Below are 14685 nucleotides of genomic sequence, written 5' to 3'. Positions count from 1 at the left end.
CCCGCCTTAGGATTGCGGCTGGGCCGGCACCGGCGAGCGGTTGAAGCTCAGGGTCGGCAGTTGAGCGTTCAGGCGCTGGATGACGGTATCCGTCACTTCCATGGCCGGGTTCATGATGAAGACGCTCTCGCGGTCGATCATGATGCCGCAGCCCTTTTCCTGATAGACGGCGACCAGGATCGGCTCGATAGCTTCCGAGATCTTCTGGCGTTGCTGGGCCAGAGTGTAGCGCAGCTCGTTGTCGCGCGTGGCTTCCAGTTGCTGGGCTTCCTGGATACGCTGCTGCAGGGCTTGGCGGCGCTGGTTCATCTGGTCGGCCGGGATGGTGGCGGCGCCTTGCTGCAGGGCCTGGGCCTCAGTCTGGATGGCGGTGGCGTAGGGCTGGAGCTCGCCCTGAACTTCCTGCGCCAGCTGTTCCATGCGGGTCTGAACGGCTTGGCCTACGGTCGACTGAGCCAGGACGCGCTGGTTGAAATAGACGCAGACGCCGGGGATGGCCGGGCCAGGGTTGGCCGGCCCTTGCGACTGGGCCAGGGCGGCCGAGGCGGTCAGCGAAGCGAGGGCGAAGGCGCCGATAGCGATGAGTTTCATAATCTAAGCCTTAGTGGCGGCGGTCAGACCGCAGTTAGAACTGGGTGGAGGTCGAGAAGCGGAAGGTCTCGGTCTTGTCGTAGTCTTCCCTGGACAGAACCTTGGACAGGTCGAAGCGGATCGGCCCCATCGGCGAACGCCAGTGGATGCTGATGCCCGCCGCGGCGCGCAGGGCCAGGTCGTCGACGATATTGGGGTTGCGCAGGCCGGTCGCCGGATCGACCAGATAGCGATCGTCAAGTTTGCCGATCGTGCCGACGTCCGCGAACAACGAGGTCTTGATGCCATACTCGTCGGGCAGGAGATTAGGCACGGTCAGCTCGACCGTACCGATCGCGTAGAAGTTGCCGCCCAGGGCGTCGGTCGTGGTCAGGTCGCGCGCGCCCATGCCCGCCGTTTCGAAGCCGCGGAAGGTGTTGCCGCCCTTAAAGAAGCGGTCGTTGATCCGGATCGGGTCGCCGTTCCAGCCGCTGACGTAGCCGGTCTGGCCCTGCAGGCTGACCACCCAGTTGGGGCGAATGCCGTAGTACCAGGAGGCGTCCGCCTCGGTCCGGATGTAGTTCACATCGCCGCCGATGCCGGCGAAGTCCTGACGCAGAGAGGCGGTCCAGCCGCGCGTCGGGCGAACCGGGTCGTTCAGGCGGTTCACCACCAGGGTGTAGCCCGCCGATGAGTTCAGATACGAGCCCGCCTGGTCGCACAAGGCCGACGACCCGGCGCCGACGCCTCCGCAATAGCCGAACGGGATGATGACCTCGTCGTCCTTCAGGAAGTAACGGGCGCTGAAGCTGGCGTAACCGTTCAGCGGATAGGTGACGCGCACCCCGCCGCCCGTCGAGCGATAGTCGTAAGAGGAATATTTGCTGAGATCGTAGCGCGTGTGGAACAGGTCGAAGCCCGCGCGCACGTCACGCCCCAGGAACTTCGGCTCGGTGAAGCGGAAGTCGATCTGCTGACGCAGCGAGCCCCATTCGGCGCGCGCCACGACGTTCTGGCCGCGACCGCGGAAGTTGCGCTCGGTGATGCCCAGGTTCAGCACGAAGGAGTCGACCGAGCTGAAACCCGCGCCGACGGACAGTTCACCGGTCGGCTGCTCTTCGACGGTGACGTTGACGACCGAGCGGTCCGGCGCGCTGCCGCGCGTCTCCTCGATCTTGACGTCCTTGAAGAAGCCCAGGGCGCGCAGGTTGTTGCGCGACCGCTCGACCAGCGAGCGGTTAAAGGCGTCGCCCTCGCCCACCATCAGTTCGCGGCGGATGACGGTGTCCAGGGTGCGGGTGTTGCCGACCACATTGATGCGGTCGATGTAGACACGCTGGCCTTCACGCACGTTGAAGGTGACGTTGACGGTGTCGGTCTCGGGGTCCGCGCGATAGGTTGGATTGATCTCAACGAAGGCGTAACCGGCCGAACCGGCGGCGAACGTCAACGTATCGACCGCCGCCTGGATGCGATCGCTCTCGTACAGGTCCCCCTTACGGATCGGCAGCAGCAGTTGCAGGAAGTCGGCGTTCAGTCGGTCATTCTCGGTGACGACCTTGATCTCACCAAAGTTGTAGCGATCGCCTTCATCCACCGTGACGGTGACGCCAAAGGCGCTGTTGTCCGGCTTCAGCTCAGCCACCGACGACAGGATGCGGAAGTCGTAATAGCCGCGGTTCGTATAGAACTTGCGCAGCTGTTCGCGGTCGTAATCCAGGCGGTTCGGATCGTAGTTGTCGTTCGAGCTGAACAGCCGCCACCACTTGGACGTCTTCGTCACCATGACCTGGGCCAGGTCGCTGTCGGAAAACGCCTGGTTGCCCAGGAAGGTGATGGCCGAAATACCCGTCTCGGGCCCCTCGTCGATCTCGAACACCACGTCGACGCGGTTCTGATCCAGCTGGACCAGCTTGGGCGTCACCGTCGCCGAGATGCGGCCCGACAGACGATACAGTTCGACGATCTTGCCGACGTCTTCCTGCACCCGCGCGCGGGTGTAGATGCCGCGCGGCTTGATGGTGACTTCGTCGCGCAGCTTCTTCTCGGCCAGCGCCTTGTTACCCTCGAAGGTCACCTGGTTGATGATCGGGTTTTCGGCGATCTCGACAATCAGGTCGCCGTTGGCCTGCAGGCCCAGCTGGACGTCGGCGAACAGGCCCGTGCGCGACAGGGTCCGCACAGCCACGTCGATGGTCACGGGATCGATGGTGTCGCCGGGCTGGATCGGCAGGTAGGAGAGGACCGTCGTCTGGTCGATCCGCTCGTTGCCGCGCACCACGATGCGGTTCACCACAGCGCGATCAGCCTGCGGCGGCGCTTCCTGAACCACGACGTTGGGCGTCTGTTGGGCCAGCGCCGGGCTCGCGAGGCCGGCGGCGAAGGTCAGGGCCAGGGCGCTGACCCCGAGAATGCGGCCACGGGTCTGGGTCATGAGGCGACTGTCGTTTTGATTCATGCGGGTACCATCGGGGGCTGGCGTCGGCTCACGAGACGAGCCCGCCGAGGAATTTGAAGAGATTGAGCTTCTGCAGATCGTTCCAGGTCGCGAACAACATCAAACCCGCCAGCAAAGCAAGACCGACCCGATATCCCGCTTCTTGAACCCTAGCGGCCATGGGACGGCGCGCAACGGCTTCGTAGGCGTAGAACAGCAGGTGCCCCCCATCCAGAACGGGAATGGGCATCAGATTTAAAAAGCCGATTCCGACCGAAAGTATGGCCGCGAAGCTCGTCAGCGTCAGCAACAGATTGCGGACGATGGCCCAGGGCTCGGGATTGGCCGCAACGGCCGCGTTGGTCAGGGCGCCCGAAGCCTTGGCGATGCCCAGCGGCCCGCTGAACTGATCGCCCGACTCGCGCCCGGTGAAGATGCGGCCGATATAGGTCAGGGTCGTGTTCAGGATAGCGCCGGTCTCGCGCACGCCCTGCCCCACGGCCGCGACCGGGCCGTAACGGACATGACGAATCTCGTCGCGCGTCGAACCCAGGGACAGGCCGATGCGCCCAACGCTGACGCGGCCGGCGATGCGATCGGTCTCAACCCGGCGCTCTGGCGTGGCGGTCAGTTGCACAGCCTGATCGCCGCGCTCGACGGTGAAGCGCACCGGATCGCCGCTGCTCAAGGCCACGACGCGCGTCACCTCGCCGCCGTCAGAGATCAGCTTGCCGTTCACGTGGGTGATCAGGTCGCCCTGCTGGAAGCCGGCGGCGGCGGCGGGGGATTCCGCCTGCACCTGCATCACCCGCGCCGGACGAAGCTCAACGCCGACCAGGCTGAACAGCAGGGTGAAGATGAAGATGGCCAGCACGAAGTTGGCGAACGGCCCGCCCGCTACGACGAGGGCGCGCTGCCACAGCGGCTTGAAATACAGATAATCGCGCTCTGCGCCCGGTCCATGGTCGACGACCAGTTGCTTGCGCATCGCCTCCAGCCCTGCTCGGTCGGGCACGCCGGTCGCATCCAGATCGCCGGAAAACTTGACATAGCCGCCCAGCGGCAGCCAGCCGACGCGCCACTCGACGCCATGTTTATCAGTGCGCTTGAAGATGGCGCGGCCGAACCCGATGGCGAAACGATCCATCTTCACGCCAAAGGCGCGCGCGGTCAGGAAGTGACCGAGTTCGTGCACCGTCACGACAAGCGTCAGGACGAGCAGAAACGGCACGACATAGGTCAGAATCTGGCTGATCGCGCCTACCATGCCGCTCGTCTCTCCTGCGCCCTCAGGCAGCCATGTTCAGCGAGGCGATGACGTCGCTCGCAATTCGCCGCGCCTGCGCATCGACGGCCAGGGCCGCATCGCAGGCATCGTCCGAACCGCAAGACACGCCCGCGCTGGTCGCCTTCTCAAGGGTGTCGGCGACGACTGCGGCAATATTGAGAAAGCCCAGCCGTCGGTCAAGAAACGCCAGCGCCGCCACTTCATTGGCTGCATTGAAGACGATCGGCGCCTCGCCGCCGGCAGCCAGGGCTTCGCGCGCCAGCCTCAGGGCCGGAAAGCGCGCCTCATCCGGCGCCTCGAAGGTCAGCCGCCCCAGCGACGCCAGGTCCAGCTTGGGCGCGGGCCAGGCCAGCCGATCCGGCCAGGACAGGGCGCAGGCGATCGGCGTCCTCATGTCCGGCGGCCCCATCTGCGCCAGGGTCGAACCATCCACATATTCCACAAGGCTGTGGATGATCGATTCCGGGTGCACCACCACATCGATCCGCTCGCCCGGCATGTCGAACAGATAAGCGGCCTCGATCAGCTCAAGGCCTTTGTTGGCCATGGTGGCGCTGTCGACGGAGATCTTGGCGCCCATGCTCCAGTTCGGGTGGGCGACCGCCTGTTCGGGCGTGATGCGCGTCATGGCTGCGCGCGGCAGGGTGCGGAACGGTCCGCCCGAGGCCGTCAGCACCAGCTTGGACACCCGCTGGGGCGCCTCGAGCGGGAAGACCTGAAAGATGGCCGAGTGCTCGGAATCGACCGGGATCAGTTGGCCGCCGCTGCGCCGGACCCGCTCGATCAACGCCGGACCGCAGCAGACCAGGCTCTCCTTGTTGGCCAAGGCGAGTGTCGCGCCCGTCCCCGCCGCCGCCCAGGCCGAACGCAGGCCCGCCGCTCCGACGATGGAGGCCATGATCCAGTCGGCCGGCCGCGTGGCCGCCTCGACGATGGCGTCCGGGCCGGCGGCGGTTTCGATCCCAGTTCCTGTCAGGGCTTCGCGCAGTTCATTCAGCCGCGCGGGATCGGCCGTCACGGCGATGCGCGGCCGCCAGCGGCGCGCCTGCTCGGCCAGGCGGGCGATATTCGCGCCGCCGGTCAGGGCCTCGACCTCGAACCGCGCAGAGCCCGCGCCTTGCGCCTGTTCCATCAGGTCCAGCGTCGAAGAGCCGACCGATCCGGTCGAGCCGAGGACCGTGACGCGCCGCGCGATCACGCTGCCCGCTCCAGCATAAGAACGATCAGCCGCCCGGCGGCGACCACGACCACGGCGAACATCAGGCCGTCCACCCGGTCCAGCAGACCTCCGTGACCCGGAATCAGGTTGCCGGCGTCCTTGACCCCGAAGCGACGCTTCAGCGCCGACTCCCACAGATCGCCGCCCATGGTGGCCAAGGCGGCGGTCAGGCCCAGCACCCCGCCCCAGACGGCAGTCAGCATCCCCATGTCCAGCCAGCCCGCCATCGCGGCGCCGGCGATCATCCCGGCGGTCAGCCCGCCGATGAAGCCGGACCAGGTCTTGTTCGGCGAAAAGCGCGGCCACAGCTTGGGGCCGCCGACGAAGCTGCCGACCAGATAGGCCAGAATGTCCGCTGACCAGGCGACGGCGAAGACCAGCACGGTCCAGTACAGCCCCTGCACCTCATGCAGGTCGCGCAGCCAGATCAACAGAACGCAGGGCCAGCCGAGGTAAAGCACGCCATAGGCGGTATCGAGCGCCGACTCGCCTCGCGTCCGGGCGAACAGACCCGCAGCCAGCGCCCCGAACACCATCAAAACCAGCGCCAGGGAAATCTGGCCGACGTGGGCGGCGATCACCGCCACGACCAGGGCCAGGGCCACCGCGACCCCGATCGGCCGCCACAGCTTGGGCGCGCACATCCGCGCCCATTCGAAGGCCAGCAGCACCGCGCCCGCGACAACCAAGGCGCAGAACCAGTCGCCGCCGGCCCAGGTCGCCAGAACGGCCGCCGGGGCCAGCACGACCGCAGAGGCGGCTCGCAGGGCGATATCGCGAGGCTTCAACGCCATATCAAACCGCCGCCTCGCCATAAGCCGTGTCGATGACCTCGCGCCCGCCATACCGGCGCTGGCGACAGGCGAACTGGGCGATGGCCTCGGCCAGGGCTTCTGGGCCGTAGTCCGGCCAAAGTATCTCCTGGAAAACCATCTCGGCGTACGCCGCCTCCCACAACAGGAAGTTGGACAGGCGCTGCTCGCCTGAGGTCCGCACGATCAGATCGACCGGTGGCGCGCCGGCCGTCGACAGGCCGGCGCCCAGCGCCTCTTCGTCGACGATGAAGTCCTCGCCAGCGCGGGCGCGATCAACCAGAAGCTGGGCCGCATCGGCCAAATCCGCCCGGCCGCCATAGTTGAAGGCCACCTGCAGCAGGAACTTGTCGTTGTGGGCCGTCTGCGCCTCGGCCCGCGCGACGATGGCGGCGATATCCTCAGGCAGACCCGTGCGGCGCCCGAGAACCTTCACCCGCACCCCCGCAGCCTCCAGTCGGTTCAGATCGCTGCCAACGAAGGCGCGCACCAGCCCCATCAGGTCAGACACCTCGTCGGCCGGACGGCTCCAGTTCTCGGTCGAGAAGCCGAACACCGTCAGGCACTGCACGCCCAGTTCAGGCGCGGCCTTGATGGTCCGGCGCAGGGCCTGGACCCCCTCGCGGTGGCCCACGGCGCGCGGAAGGCCCCGTCGCTGCGCCCAGCGGCCGTTGCCGTCCATGATCAGGGCGACGTGACGAGGCCCCTTTGCAGGCGCCGTGGCGACGGGCTCGGCCGACATATGAGACCTTCCTTGGACAGACCTGACGAGGGCGTCAGACCTGCATGATCTCGACTTCCTTGGCCTTCAAGGTCTCGTCGATGCGCTTGATGGCGGCGTCGGTGTCCTTCTGGACCTCGGCTTCCATCTTCTTCTGTTCATCCTGGCTGATATCGCCGGCCTTTTCAGCCTTCTTCAGCTCGTCGTTGGCGTCGCGGCGCACGTTGCGCACAGCGATCTTCTTGTCCTCGGCGTATTTGGCGGCCAGCTTGGCCAGATCCTTGCGGCGGTCTTCGGTCAGGGGCGGGATCGGAATGCGCAAGTTCTGGCCGTCGACGATCGGGTTGAGTCCCAGACCAGCCGAACGGATCGCCTTCTCGACCGACACCACCATGCCCTTGTCCCAGACGCTGACCGAGATCATGCGCGGTTCCGGCACGCTGATGGCGGCGACGGCGGTCAGCGGCGAGGTCGCGCCATAGGCTTCGACGACGACCGGCTCCAGCAGACCTGCGTTGGCGCGGCCCGTTCGCAGGCCCGCATAGTCGTCCTTCAGCGAGGAGACCGACTTTTCCATCCGGTCACGAAAGGTTTTGAGATCGGGTTTGGCCATGGCGAATGTCCTTGGTCCTGTCGTTGAATAGCGAAGCCGCTCAGGCGGGCTTGTTGGTGATGACGGTATAGGTCCCCTGCCCCGTCAAGGTCTTGTGAAGCGAACCTTCCTCGCGAATCGAGAAGACCACGATCGGAATGCCGCTGTCGCGCATCAGGGCGATGGCCGAGGCGTCCATGACCCGCAGGTCCTTGGCCAGGACGTCCTGGTAGGTCAGCGTTTCATAGCGCGTCGCCGTCGGGTCTTTCTTGGGGTCGGCCGTATAGACGCCGTCGACGCTGGTGCCCTTCAGCAGGGCGTCGCAGTTCATCTCTGCTGCGCGCAGGGCGGCGCCCGAGTCCGTGGTGAAGAACGGCGCGCCCACGCCCGCGGCGAAGATCACCACACGGCCCTTTTCCAGGTGACGCAGCGCACGGCGGCGGATGTAGGGTTCGGCGATAGCGGCCATCGGAATGGCGCTCTGGACCCGCGTGTCGACGCCGATCTTCTCCAGCGCGCCCTGCATGGCCAGGGCGTTCATGATGGTGGCCAGCATCCCCATGTAGTCGGCGTTGGCGCGTTCCATGCCCTCGGCCGCCTTGGACAGGCCCCGGAAGATGTTGCCCCCGCCGATGACCAGGCAGATCTCGACGCCCTGGCGCGCCACGGCGGCGACGGCGGCGGCGACGACGTCCACGGTCTTCATGTCGATGCCATAGGGCTGATCGCCCATCAGGACCTCGCCCGAGACCTTCAGCAGGACGCGCTTGTAACGAAACTCAGAGGGGGCGTCGGGCATGGTCAAGGGTCCGTGGATACAGGGGGTTAGCATCCGCGCGAAGTGAATCGGCGGCTCATCATAGACGAAGGGCGCGTCAGCCTTCAAAGCCGAACGCGCCCAAACGCATAATTCTCCCTCCCCTCGACGGGGAGGCAGAGGTCTTCTTAGTTGCCGCCGGTCATCGAGGCGACTTCCGACGCGAAGTCGGGAGCGTCGGATTTCTCGACGCCTTCGCCCAGGGCCATGCGGACGAAACCGGCCAGCTTCAGCTCAGAGCCCAGCTCCTTGCCGGTGTTGGCGACCAGTTGTTCGATGGTCACGTCCGGGTCCATGACGAACGGCTGCTTGGTCAGCACCACGTCCTTCTGGAACTTGGCGATCTGGCCCGACACGATCTTCTCGATCATGTTTTCCGGACGGCCTTCTTCCTTAGCCTTCTCGATCAGGACAGCGCGTTCCTTCTCGATCGCGGCCGGATCCAGGTCCGAGGTGTCCAGCGCCAGCGGAGCCGTGGCCGCCACGTGCATGGCGATCTTGCGGCCCACTTCACGCAGGACTTCCTTGTCGCCAGCGCCTTCCAGGGCGACCAGCACGCCGATGCGGCCGACGCCCGGCGAAACGGCGTTGTGGACGTAGGTCGCAACCGCGCCTTCGCCAACCGACAGGCGAGCCGCGCGACGCAGCTGCATGTTTTCGCCGATGGTGGCGATCAGGTTGGTGACTTCGGCCTCAACGGTCTTGCCGTTTTCCAGGGTCGCGCCGTGGATGGCGTCGACGCCCTCGTGGTGCAGGCCCAGTTGAGCGAATTCCTTGGCCGCAGCCTGGAACAGGTCGTTGCGGGCCACGAAGTCGGTTTCAGCGTTGAACTCGATGGCCGAGGCGACTTCGCCCTTACCGTCCTCGCGCACGGCGACGGCCACCAGGCCCTCGGCGGCGACGCGGTCGGCCTTCTTGGCGGCCTTGGACAGACCCTTGGCGCGCAGCCAGTCGATGGCCGCTTCGATGTCGCCGTTGTTCTCAACCAGCGCCTTCTTGCAGTCCATCATGCCCACGCCCGAACGCTCGCGAAGCTCCTTCACAAGGGCGGCAGTGATCTCGGCCATGTTCTTCTCCTGAAATTCAAAATGGGCGGCCGGACTGTTTAGCCCGGCCGCATGTCAAGTTGACGTCGGCCCGGCGCACGGCGGCGCCAGAACGTCTGTCCTTAGCCTTCGACCTTCTCGGCCTCGGCGGCGACCAGCTCTTCAGCCGCGCCTTCCGTACCGGCCGGAGCGGCCTCGGCTTCGACCACGACGGCTTCACGCAGAGCCGGCTCAACCGGAGCTTCCGAAGCGCCCAGGTCGATGCCCTGAGCGGCGGCGCCGGCGGCCAGGCCGTCCAGGACGGCGTCGGCGATCAGGTCGCAGTAGGTCTGGATGGCGCGGGCGGCGTCATCGTTGCCCGGCACCGGATAGGTGATGCCGTCCGGGTCCGAGTTGGTGTCCAGGATGGCGATGATCGGGATGTTCAGCTTGCGGGCTTCCTGGATCGCGATCGATTCCTTGTTGGTGTCGATCACGAACATGATGTCCGGCACAGAACCCATGTCCTTGATGCCGCCCAGCGACAGCTCCAGACGGTCCTTCTCGCGCTGCAGGGTCAGCAGCTCTTTCTTGTTACGGCCTTCGCCGCCGCCATCAACGATGGTTTCCAGCTCGCGCAGGCGCTGGATCGAGTTCGAGACGGTGCGCCAGTTGGTCAGGGTGCCGCCCAGCCAGCGGTTGTTCATGTAGTACTGGGCGCAGCGCGTGGCGGCTTGCGCGACCGGGTCGGCGGCCTGACGCTTGGTGCCGACGAACAGCACGCGACCGCCCTTGGCGGCTACGTCGCGCACGGCGACCAGGGCCTGGTGCAGCAGCGGCATCGTCTGCGACAGATCGATGATGTGGATGTTCGAGCGCGAGCCGAAGATGTAGCGGTCCATCTTCGGGTTCCAGCGGTGCGTCTGGTGGCCGAAGTGAGCGCCGGCTTCCAGCAGCGTACGCATCGAGAATTCAGGCAGAGCCATGATCGTGTTTTCCTTTTTCCGATCAAACCTAGCGCGGGCGGTTAAAAGGATCGACTGATCCCTCGGAACGGTGCAGGCCGGGATGTCTCCCCGGACCGCGCCACGCCCACGTGCGAAGTGCGCCGCGCATATAGGCGAAAGGCCTGAAAAACACAAGCGGCCGAACAAGCTGGCCGCAACAGGAGCCGCGAGCCCGATATCGTCCCGCGAGCCGACATTACAGCCGGATCAGAAGCTGCGGCCATCCACGCGCTGCGCCGTCCAGGTCCACGGCTCGATATCGGTCAGGGTGCGGATATTGATGGCGGCCACCTCGCTCCCGTCCGGCGCTACGCCGTAACCGAACGGCTGCACCCCGCAGGTCTTGCAGAAGCGATGGTCGATCTTGTGCTGATTGAAGAAATAGGAGGTCGTCTCCCCCTCCCCCTTCGTCAGCCGAAAGGCCGAGCGCGGCGCAAAGGCCAGAACGAACCCCTTGCGGTAGCAATGGGAGCAGTTGCACTCGACCAGTCCATCCAGACCGACATCGACTTCATAGGCCACCGCGCCGCAGTGGCAGGATCCGGCATGGGTCTTCACGCTCGTCTCGCTCATCAGGCGTCCTCCAGCATCACCACCCCCGGCGCCGACTTCAACGCGCCGCGCAACGCCGCGTCCAGCCGGTATCGTCCAGGCAGTTTGATCTCCACCTCGGTGCGCCCGCCCAATGTAGCCTGCAGCCACACCTCGCCGCCCTTGCCCTGCGCCCGCGCGCGGTCCAAGCGGGCCTTCAGCGCCTCCGCGTCCGCCGACTGGGCAGACAGAACCACCCGCAACCCGATCTGAGCGTCATCCAGCAGCACGTCCATGCGGGTGGCGTCGTCGCCGAAGAAGCGCACCTCCCCGTCCGCCGCCTTGGCCCGCACCCTGACCAGAACCGAGGTCCCGACCTCCAGAACCTCGCGGCAACGCCGTAGCTGTTCAGGCGGGAACAGGCATTCGAACTCGCCCGTCGGGTCCGAGAAGGTGACGAAGGCGAACTTCTCGCCGGTTCGGGCGCTGGCGCGTTCCTGACGACGACGCACCACCCCGGCCATCTGGAAGGCTTCATGCCCTGCCTCGGCCAGCCCCTGCGCTTCGGCCACGAAAGTCACCCGCTTGCGCTTCAAGGCGGGCGTCAGCTCCTCCAGCGGGTGGCCGGACAGGTAGAAGCCGACAGCATAGAGCTCCTGGTCCAGCTTGTCCGGCCCGGCCCATTGTTCGACGCTCTTCAGACGCGGACGCGCGGCCCCTGCCTGATCGGCGCCGAACAGGCTCACCTGAGCCGAGGCGCGTTCAGCCGCCACGCTCTGGCAATAGGCGATCAGGACGTCTGCCTGCTCGAACAGCTGGCGGCGGTTCGGATGGATGCTGTCGAAGGCGCCCGCCCGCGCCAGTCCTTCCAGCGCTCGCTTGTTGACGGCCTTGGGATCGACCCGCTCCAGGAAGTCGAAGATGTCGGCGAACGGCCCGCCAGTCTCGCGCACCTCGACGACGTGGCGCATCGCCTCCAGGCCAACGTTGCGGATGGCGCCGAGCGCATACAGTACGCTGCCCTGCCCGTCCTTCCACGCCACGTCGAAGTCGGCGGACGAGCGGTTGATGTCGGGCGCCAGCACCGGGACCTCGAACCGGCGGCAGTCCTGATAGAAGACCGCCAGCTTGTCCGTGTTCGACAAGTCCAGGCTCATGGAGGCGGCGAAGAATTCGACCGGATGATTGGCCTTCAGCCAGCCCGTCTGGAACGAGATCAGCGCATAGGCCGCCGCGTGTGACTTGTTGAAGCCATAGCCCGCGAACTTGGCCACCAGGTCGAAGATGGAGCCGGACTGGCTCTCCGGCACCCCCTTCTCGGACGCCCCCTTGACGAAGCGGAGGCGCTGGAAATCCATCTCCTCCTTCTTCTTCTTGCCCATCGCGCGACGCAGCAGGTCGGCCTCGCCCAGGCTGTAGCCGGCCAGGATCTGGGCGATCTTCATCACCTGTTCCTGGTAGATGATGACGCCGTAGGTTTCGGTCAGCACCTCCTTCAGACTGGGGTGCAGATAATCGACCTCGGCGCGGCCGAACTTCCGGTCGATATAGGTGTCGATCATCTCCATCGGCCCCGGCCGGTAGAGGGAGATCAGGGCGGTGATTTCCTCGATCGAACCGCAGCGCATCTTGCGCAGGGTGTCGCGCATGCCCTGGGATTCCAGCTGGAACACCCCGACCGTCTGGCCCGAGGCCATCAGCTCATAGGTCTTGGGATCGTCCAGCGGCAGCAGGCCCCAGTCCTGCGCCGCGCCGCGCCGTTCCAGATAGCCCTTGGCCCGATCCAGCACCGTCAGGGTCTTCAGGCCCAGGAAGTCGAACTTCACCAGGCCCGCCGGCTCGACCCACTTCATGTTGAACTGGCTGGCCGGGATGGTGGAGCGCGGGTCCTGATACAGAGGCACCAGTTCCGTCAGCGGCCGGTCGCCGATGACGATGCCTGCGGCGTGGGTCGAGGCGTTGCGGTACAGCCCCTCAAGCTCCAGCGCCGTCTCCAGCAGCGCCTTGACCGAGGCCTCCGCGTCGCGCGCCTCGCGCAGGCGCGGCTCAAGATCGATGGCCTGGGCCAGGGTGACAGGATTGGCGGGGTTGGCCGGCACCATCTTGGCCAGACGGTCCACCTGGCCCAGCGGCATCTGCAGCACCCGACCGACGTCGCGCAGCACGGCGCGCGCCTGCAGGGTGCCGAAGGTGATGATCTGGGCCACCCGGTCCTTGCCGTAATGGTCCTGAACGTAGTCGATGACCTCTTCGCGTCGCTCCTGACAGAAGTCGATATCGAAGTCGGGCATGGACACCCGTTCGGGGTTCAGGAAGCGCTCGAACAGCAGGCCGAACCGCAAGGGGTCCAGGTCGGTGATGGTCAGCGACCAGGCCACCAGGGAGCCCGCGCCCGAACCCCGCCCAGGCCCGACCGGGATGTCGTGCAGCTTGGCCCATTTGATGAAGTCGGCAACGATCAGGAAGTAGCCGGGGAAGCCCATCTGCTGGATGATCCCGACTTCCCATTCGAGACGCGCCCAATAGTCTTCCTCAGGCGCATAGGCCTTGTTCTTTTCAAGCCGCGCTTTCAGCCCCTCGCGCGCCTGGTGCGCCAGTTCGTCCCCCTCCGACCTACCCGCGCCCGTGTCGAAGCGCGGCAGGATCGGCTTGTGCGTCTTGACCAGGAAGGCGCAGCGGCGGGCGATCTGAATGGTGCTGTCGCAGGCCTCGGGCAGGTCGGCGAAAAGCTCGCGCATGGCCTCGGCCGACTTGAACCAGTGTTCGCCGGTAACGCGGCGGCGGTCCTCCTGCCCCGTGAAGGCGCCGTCGGAGATGCAGAGCAAGGCGTCGTGCGACTTCGCCTGCGCCGCCTTGGCGTAATAGACGTCATTGGTCGCCACCAGCGGGACATCGTTAGCGTAAGCCCATTCGACCAGCCCTCCCTCGGCCACCGTCTCGCTGGACAGGCCGTGACGCTGAAGCTCGACATAGAACCGATCGCCGAAGACCCGCTTCATCTCATCAAGGGCGGCGGCGGCTTCGCCCGGCTTCTTCTGAACGAACAAAGGATCAATGGGGCCGTCAGGTCCGCCGGACAGCAGGATCAGTCCTTCCGACTTATCCACAACCTGTCCCCAGGGCACCCCCGGCTCGGCCATCTCGCCCGCGTCGAGGTAGGCGGCGGACGACAGGGCGCAAAGATTGAGCCAGCCCTGCTCGTTCTGGGCGATCAGCACGACCGTCGGCGTCTTGGCCCAGCGCTGGGCGACCTGCCCGCCGATGTCGAGCACAGGCAGGGCGCAGGCGACGATCGGCTGCACGCCTGCATCCTTGGTCGTCTGGCTGAATTCCAGGGCGCCGAACAGATTGGCTCGGTCCGCCACCCCCACCGCCGGCATGCCCGCCTCAGCGGCCATCTTGCCGATCTTGCTCGCCTTGATCGCCCCTTCCAGAAGCGAATAGGCGCTGCGGACCCGCAGGTGGACAAAGCCCTGACTGTTCACCGCATCCGCCAATCGAAAACTCCGCATCGCAGCGCCGCTTAGACGACGCTTCTTCATCATGCAGGGAGTCGCCCTTCAGTGGGGCGCGGTCATGTCACCAGGAAGGCCGCCTGCCAGACCATCCAGACGAAGCCGCCGCAGGACGCAAGCGACAGCAGATCCCTCACCCAACGCGTCATTG

General features: G+C 66.0%; 12 protein-coding genes. All 12 read right to left on the bottom strand.

Annotated features, from left to right (window positions below):
* Positions 1–6: 6 nt before the first annotated feature.
* The 12 genes from H9656_RS02250 to dnaE all read right to left on the bottom strand — a co-directional run bounded on the left by H9656_RS02250 (position 7) and on the right by dnaE (position 14516).
* Entirely contained in the window at positions 7–591 is a 585-nt protein-coding gene (locus H9656_RS02250; protein ID WP_191742642.1) for an OmpH family outer membrane protein, read from the bottom strand.
* Between the two features lie 34 nt (positions 592–625).
* The gene (bamA, locus tag H9656_RS02245; RefSeq protein ID WP_225212193.1) at positions 626–3004 is read right to left on the bottom strand and encodes an outer membrane protein assembly factor BamA; all 2379 of its coding nucleotides are present in this window, start codon (positions 3002–3004) and stop codon (positions 626–628) included.
* A gap of 52 nt (positions 3005–3056) precedes the next feature.
* Entirely contained in the window at positions 3057–4274 is a 1218-nt protein-coding gene (locus tag H9656_RS02240; protein WP_191742640.1) for a M50 family metallopeptidase, read from the bottom strand.
* A 22-nt stretch (positions 4275–4296) separates the two neighbouring features.
* Positions 4297–5493 carry a 1-deoxy-D-xylulose-5-phosphate reductoisomerase gene (dxr, locus tag H9656_RS02235; RefSeq protein WP_191742639.1) on the bottom strand — a complete coding sequence of 399 codons (1197 nt, stop codon included), beginning with the start codon at positions 5491–5493 and terminating at the stop codon, positions 4297–4299.
* On the bottom strand, positions 5490–6308 hold the full coding sequence (locus tag H9656_RS02230; RefSeq protein WP_191742638.1) for a phosphatidate cytidylyltransferase: 819 nt from the start codon (positions 6306–6308) through the stop codon (positions 5490–5492). The genes dxr and H9656_RS02230 overlap by 4 nt, the downstream gene beginning before the upstream one ends.
* Before the next feature lies 1 nt (position 6309).
* On the bottom strand, positions 6310–7068 hold the full coding sequence (uppS, locus tag H9656_RS02225; protein ID WP_191742637.1) for a polyprenyl diphosphate synthase: 759 nt from the start codon (positions 7066–7068) through the stop codon (positions 6310–6312).
* Between the two features lie 34 nt (positions 7069–7102).
* The gene (gene frr / locus H9656_RS02220; protein WP_191742636.1) at positions 7103–7660 is read right to left on the bottom strand and encodes a ribosome recycling factor; all 558 of its coding nucleotides are present in this window, start codon (positions 7658–7660) and stop codon (positions 7103–7105) included.
* Positions 7661–7700: 40 nt separating this feature from the next.
* Positions 7701–8438 carry a UMP kinase gene (gene pyrH, locus H9656_RS02215; protein WP_191742635.1) on the bottom strand — a complete coding sequence of 246 codons (738 nt, stop codon included), beginning with the start codon at positions 8436–8438 and terminating at the stop codon, positions 7701–7703.
* 146 nt (positions 8439–8584) lie between these two features.
* Complete coding sequence (gene tsf, locus H9656_RS02210) at positions 8585–9523, bottom strand: translation elongation factor Ts (protein WP_191742634.1); 939 nt, start codon at positions 9521–9523, stop codon at positions 8585–8587.
* Between the two features lie 101 nt (positions 9524–9624).
* Positions 9625–10467 (bottom strand): 30S ribosomal protein S2, encoded by an 843-nt coding sequence (gene rpsB, locus H9656_RS02205; protein ID WP_191742633.1) that lies wholly within the window; start codon positions 10465–10467, stop codon positions 9625–9627.
* A 228-nt stretch (positions 10468–10695) separates the two neighbouring features.
* Positions 10696–11061 carry a GFA family protein gene (locus H9656_RS02200; protein WP_191742632.1) on the bottom strand — a complete coding sequence of 122 codons (366 nt, stop codon included), beginning with the start codon at positions 11059–11061 and terminating at the stop codon, positions 10696–10698.
* Positions 11061–14516 carry a DNA polymerase III subunit alpha gene (gene dnaE, locus H9656_RS02195; protein WP_191743720.1) on the bottom strand — a complete coding sequence of 1152 codons (3456 nt, stop codon included), beginning with the start codon at positions 14514–14516 and terminating at the stop codon, positions 11061–11063. The genes H9656_RS02200 and dnaE overlap by 1 nt, the downstream gene beginning before the upstream one ends.
* Between the last annotated feature and the right edge of the window lie 169 nt (positions 14517–14685).

Origin of the sequence: Brevundimonas guildfordensis (genome assembly GCF_014836405.1) — a bacterium.
In the GTDB taxonomy this organism is placed as follows: domain Bacteria; phylum Pseudomonadota; class Alphaproteobacteria; order Caulobacterales; family Caulobacteraceae; genus Brevundimonas; species Brevundimonas guildfordensis.
The sequence above is the reverse complement of the archived record's forward strand: the minus strand, read 5'-3'. Positions and strand labels throughout refer to the sequence as shown.

Coding starts and splice junctions, on each gene's coding strand:
- H9656_RS02250 (WP_191742642.1), bottom strand. CDS start 591: ATGAAACTCATCGCTATCGGCGCCTTCGCCCTCGCTTCGCTGACCGCC.
- H9656_RS02240 (WP_191742640.1), bottom strand. CDS start 4,274: ATGGTAGGCGCGATCAGCCAGATTCTGACCTATGTCGTGCCGTTTCTG.
- H9656_RS02230 (WP_191742638.1), bottom strand. CDS start 6,308: ATGGCGTTGAAGCCTCGCGATATCGCCCTGCGAGCCGCCTCTGCGGTC.
- bamA (WP_225212193.1), bottom strand. CDS start 3,004: ATGACCCAGACCCGTGGCCGCATTCTCGGGGTCAGCGCCCTGGCCCTG.
- pyrH (WP_191742635.1), bottom strand. CDS start 8,438: ATGCCCGACGCCCCCTCTGAGTTTCGTTACAAGCGCGTCCTGCTGAAG.
- rpsB (WP_191742633.1), bottom strand. CDS start 10,467: ATGGCTCTGCCTGAATTCTCGATGCGTACGCTGCTGGAAGCCGGCGCT.
- tsf (WP_191742634.1), bottom strand. CDS start 9,523: ATGGCCGAGATCACTGCCGCCCTTGTGAAGGAGCTTCGCGAGCGTTCG.
- uppS (WP_191742637.1), bottom strand. CDS start 7,068: ATGTCGGCCGAGCCCGTCGCCACGGCGCCTGCAAAGGGGCCTCGTCAC.
- H9656_RS02200 (WP_191742632.1), bottom strand. CDS start 11,061: ATGAGCGAGACGAGCGTGAAGACCCATGCCGGATCCTGCCACTGCGGC.
- frr (WP_191742636.1), bottom strand. CDS start 7,660: ATGGCCAAACCCGATCTCAAAACCTTTCGTGACCGGATGGAAAAGTCG.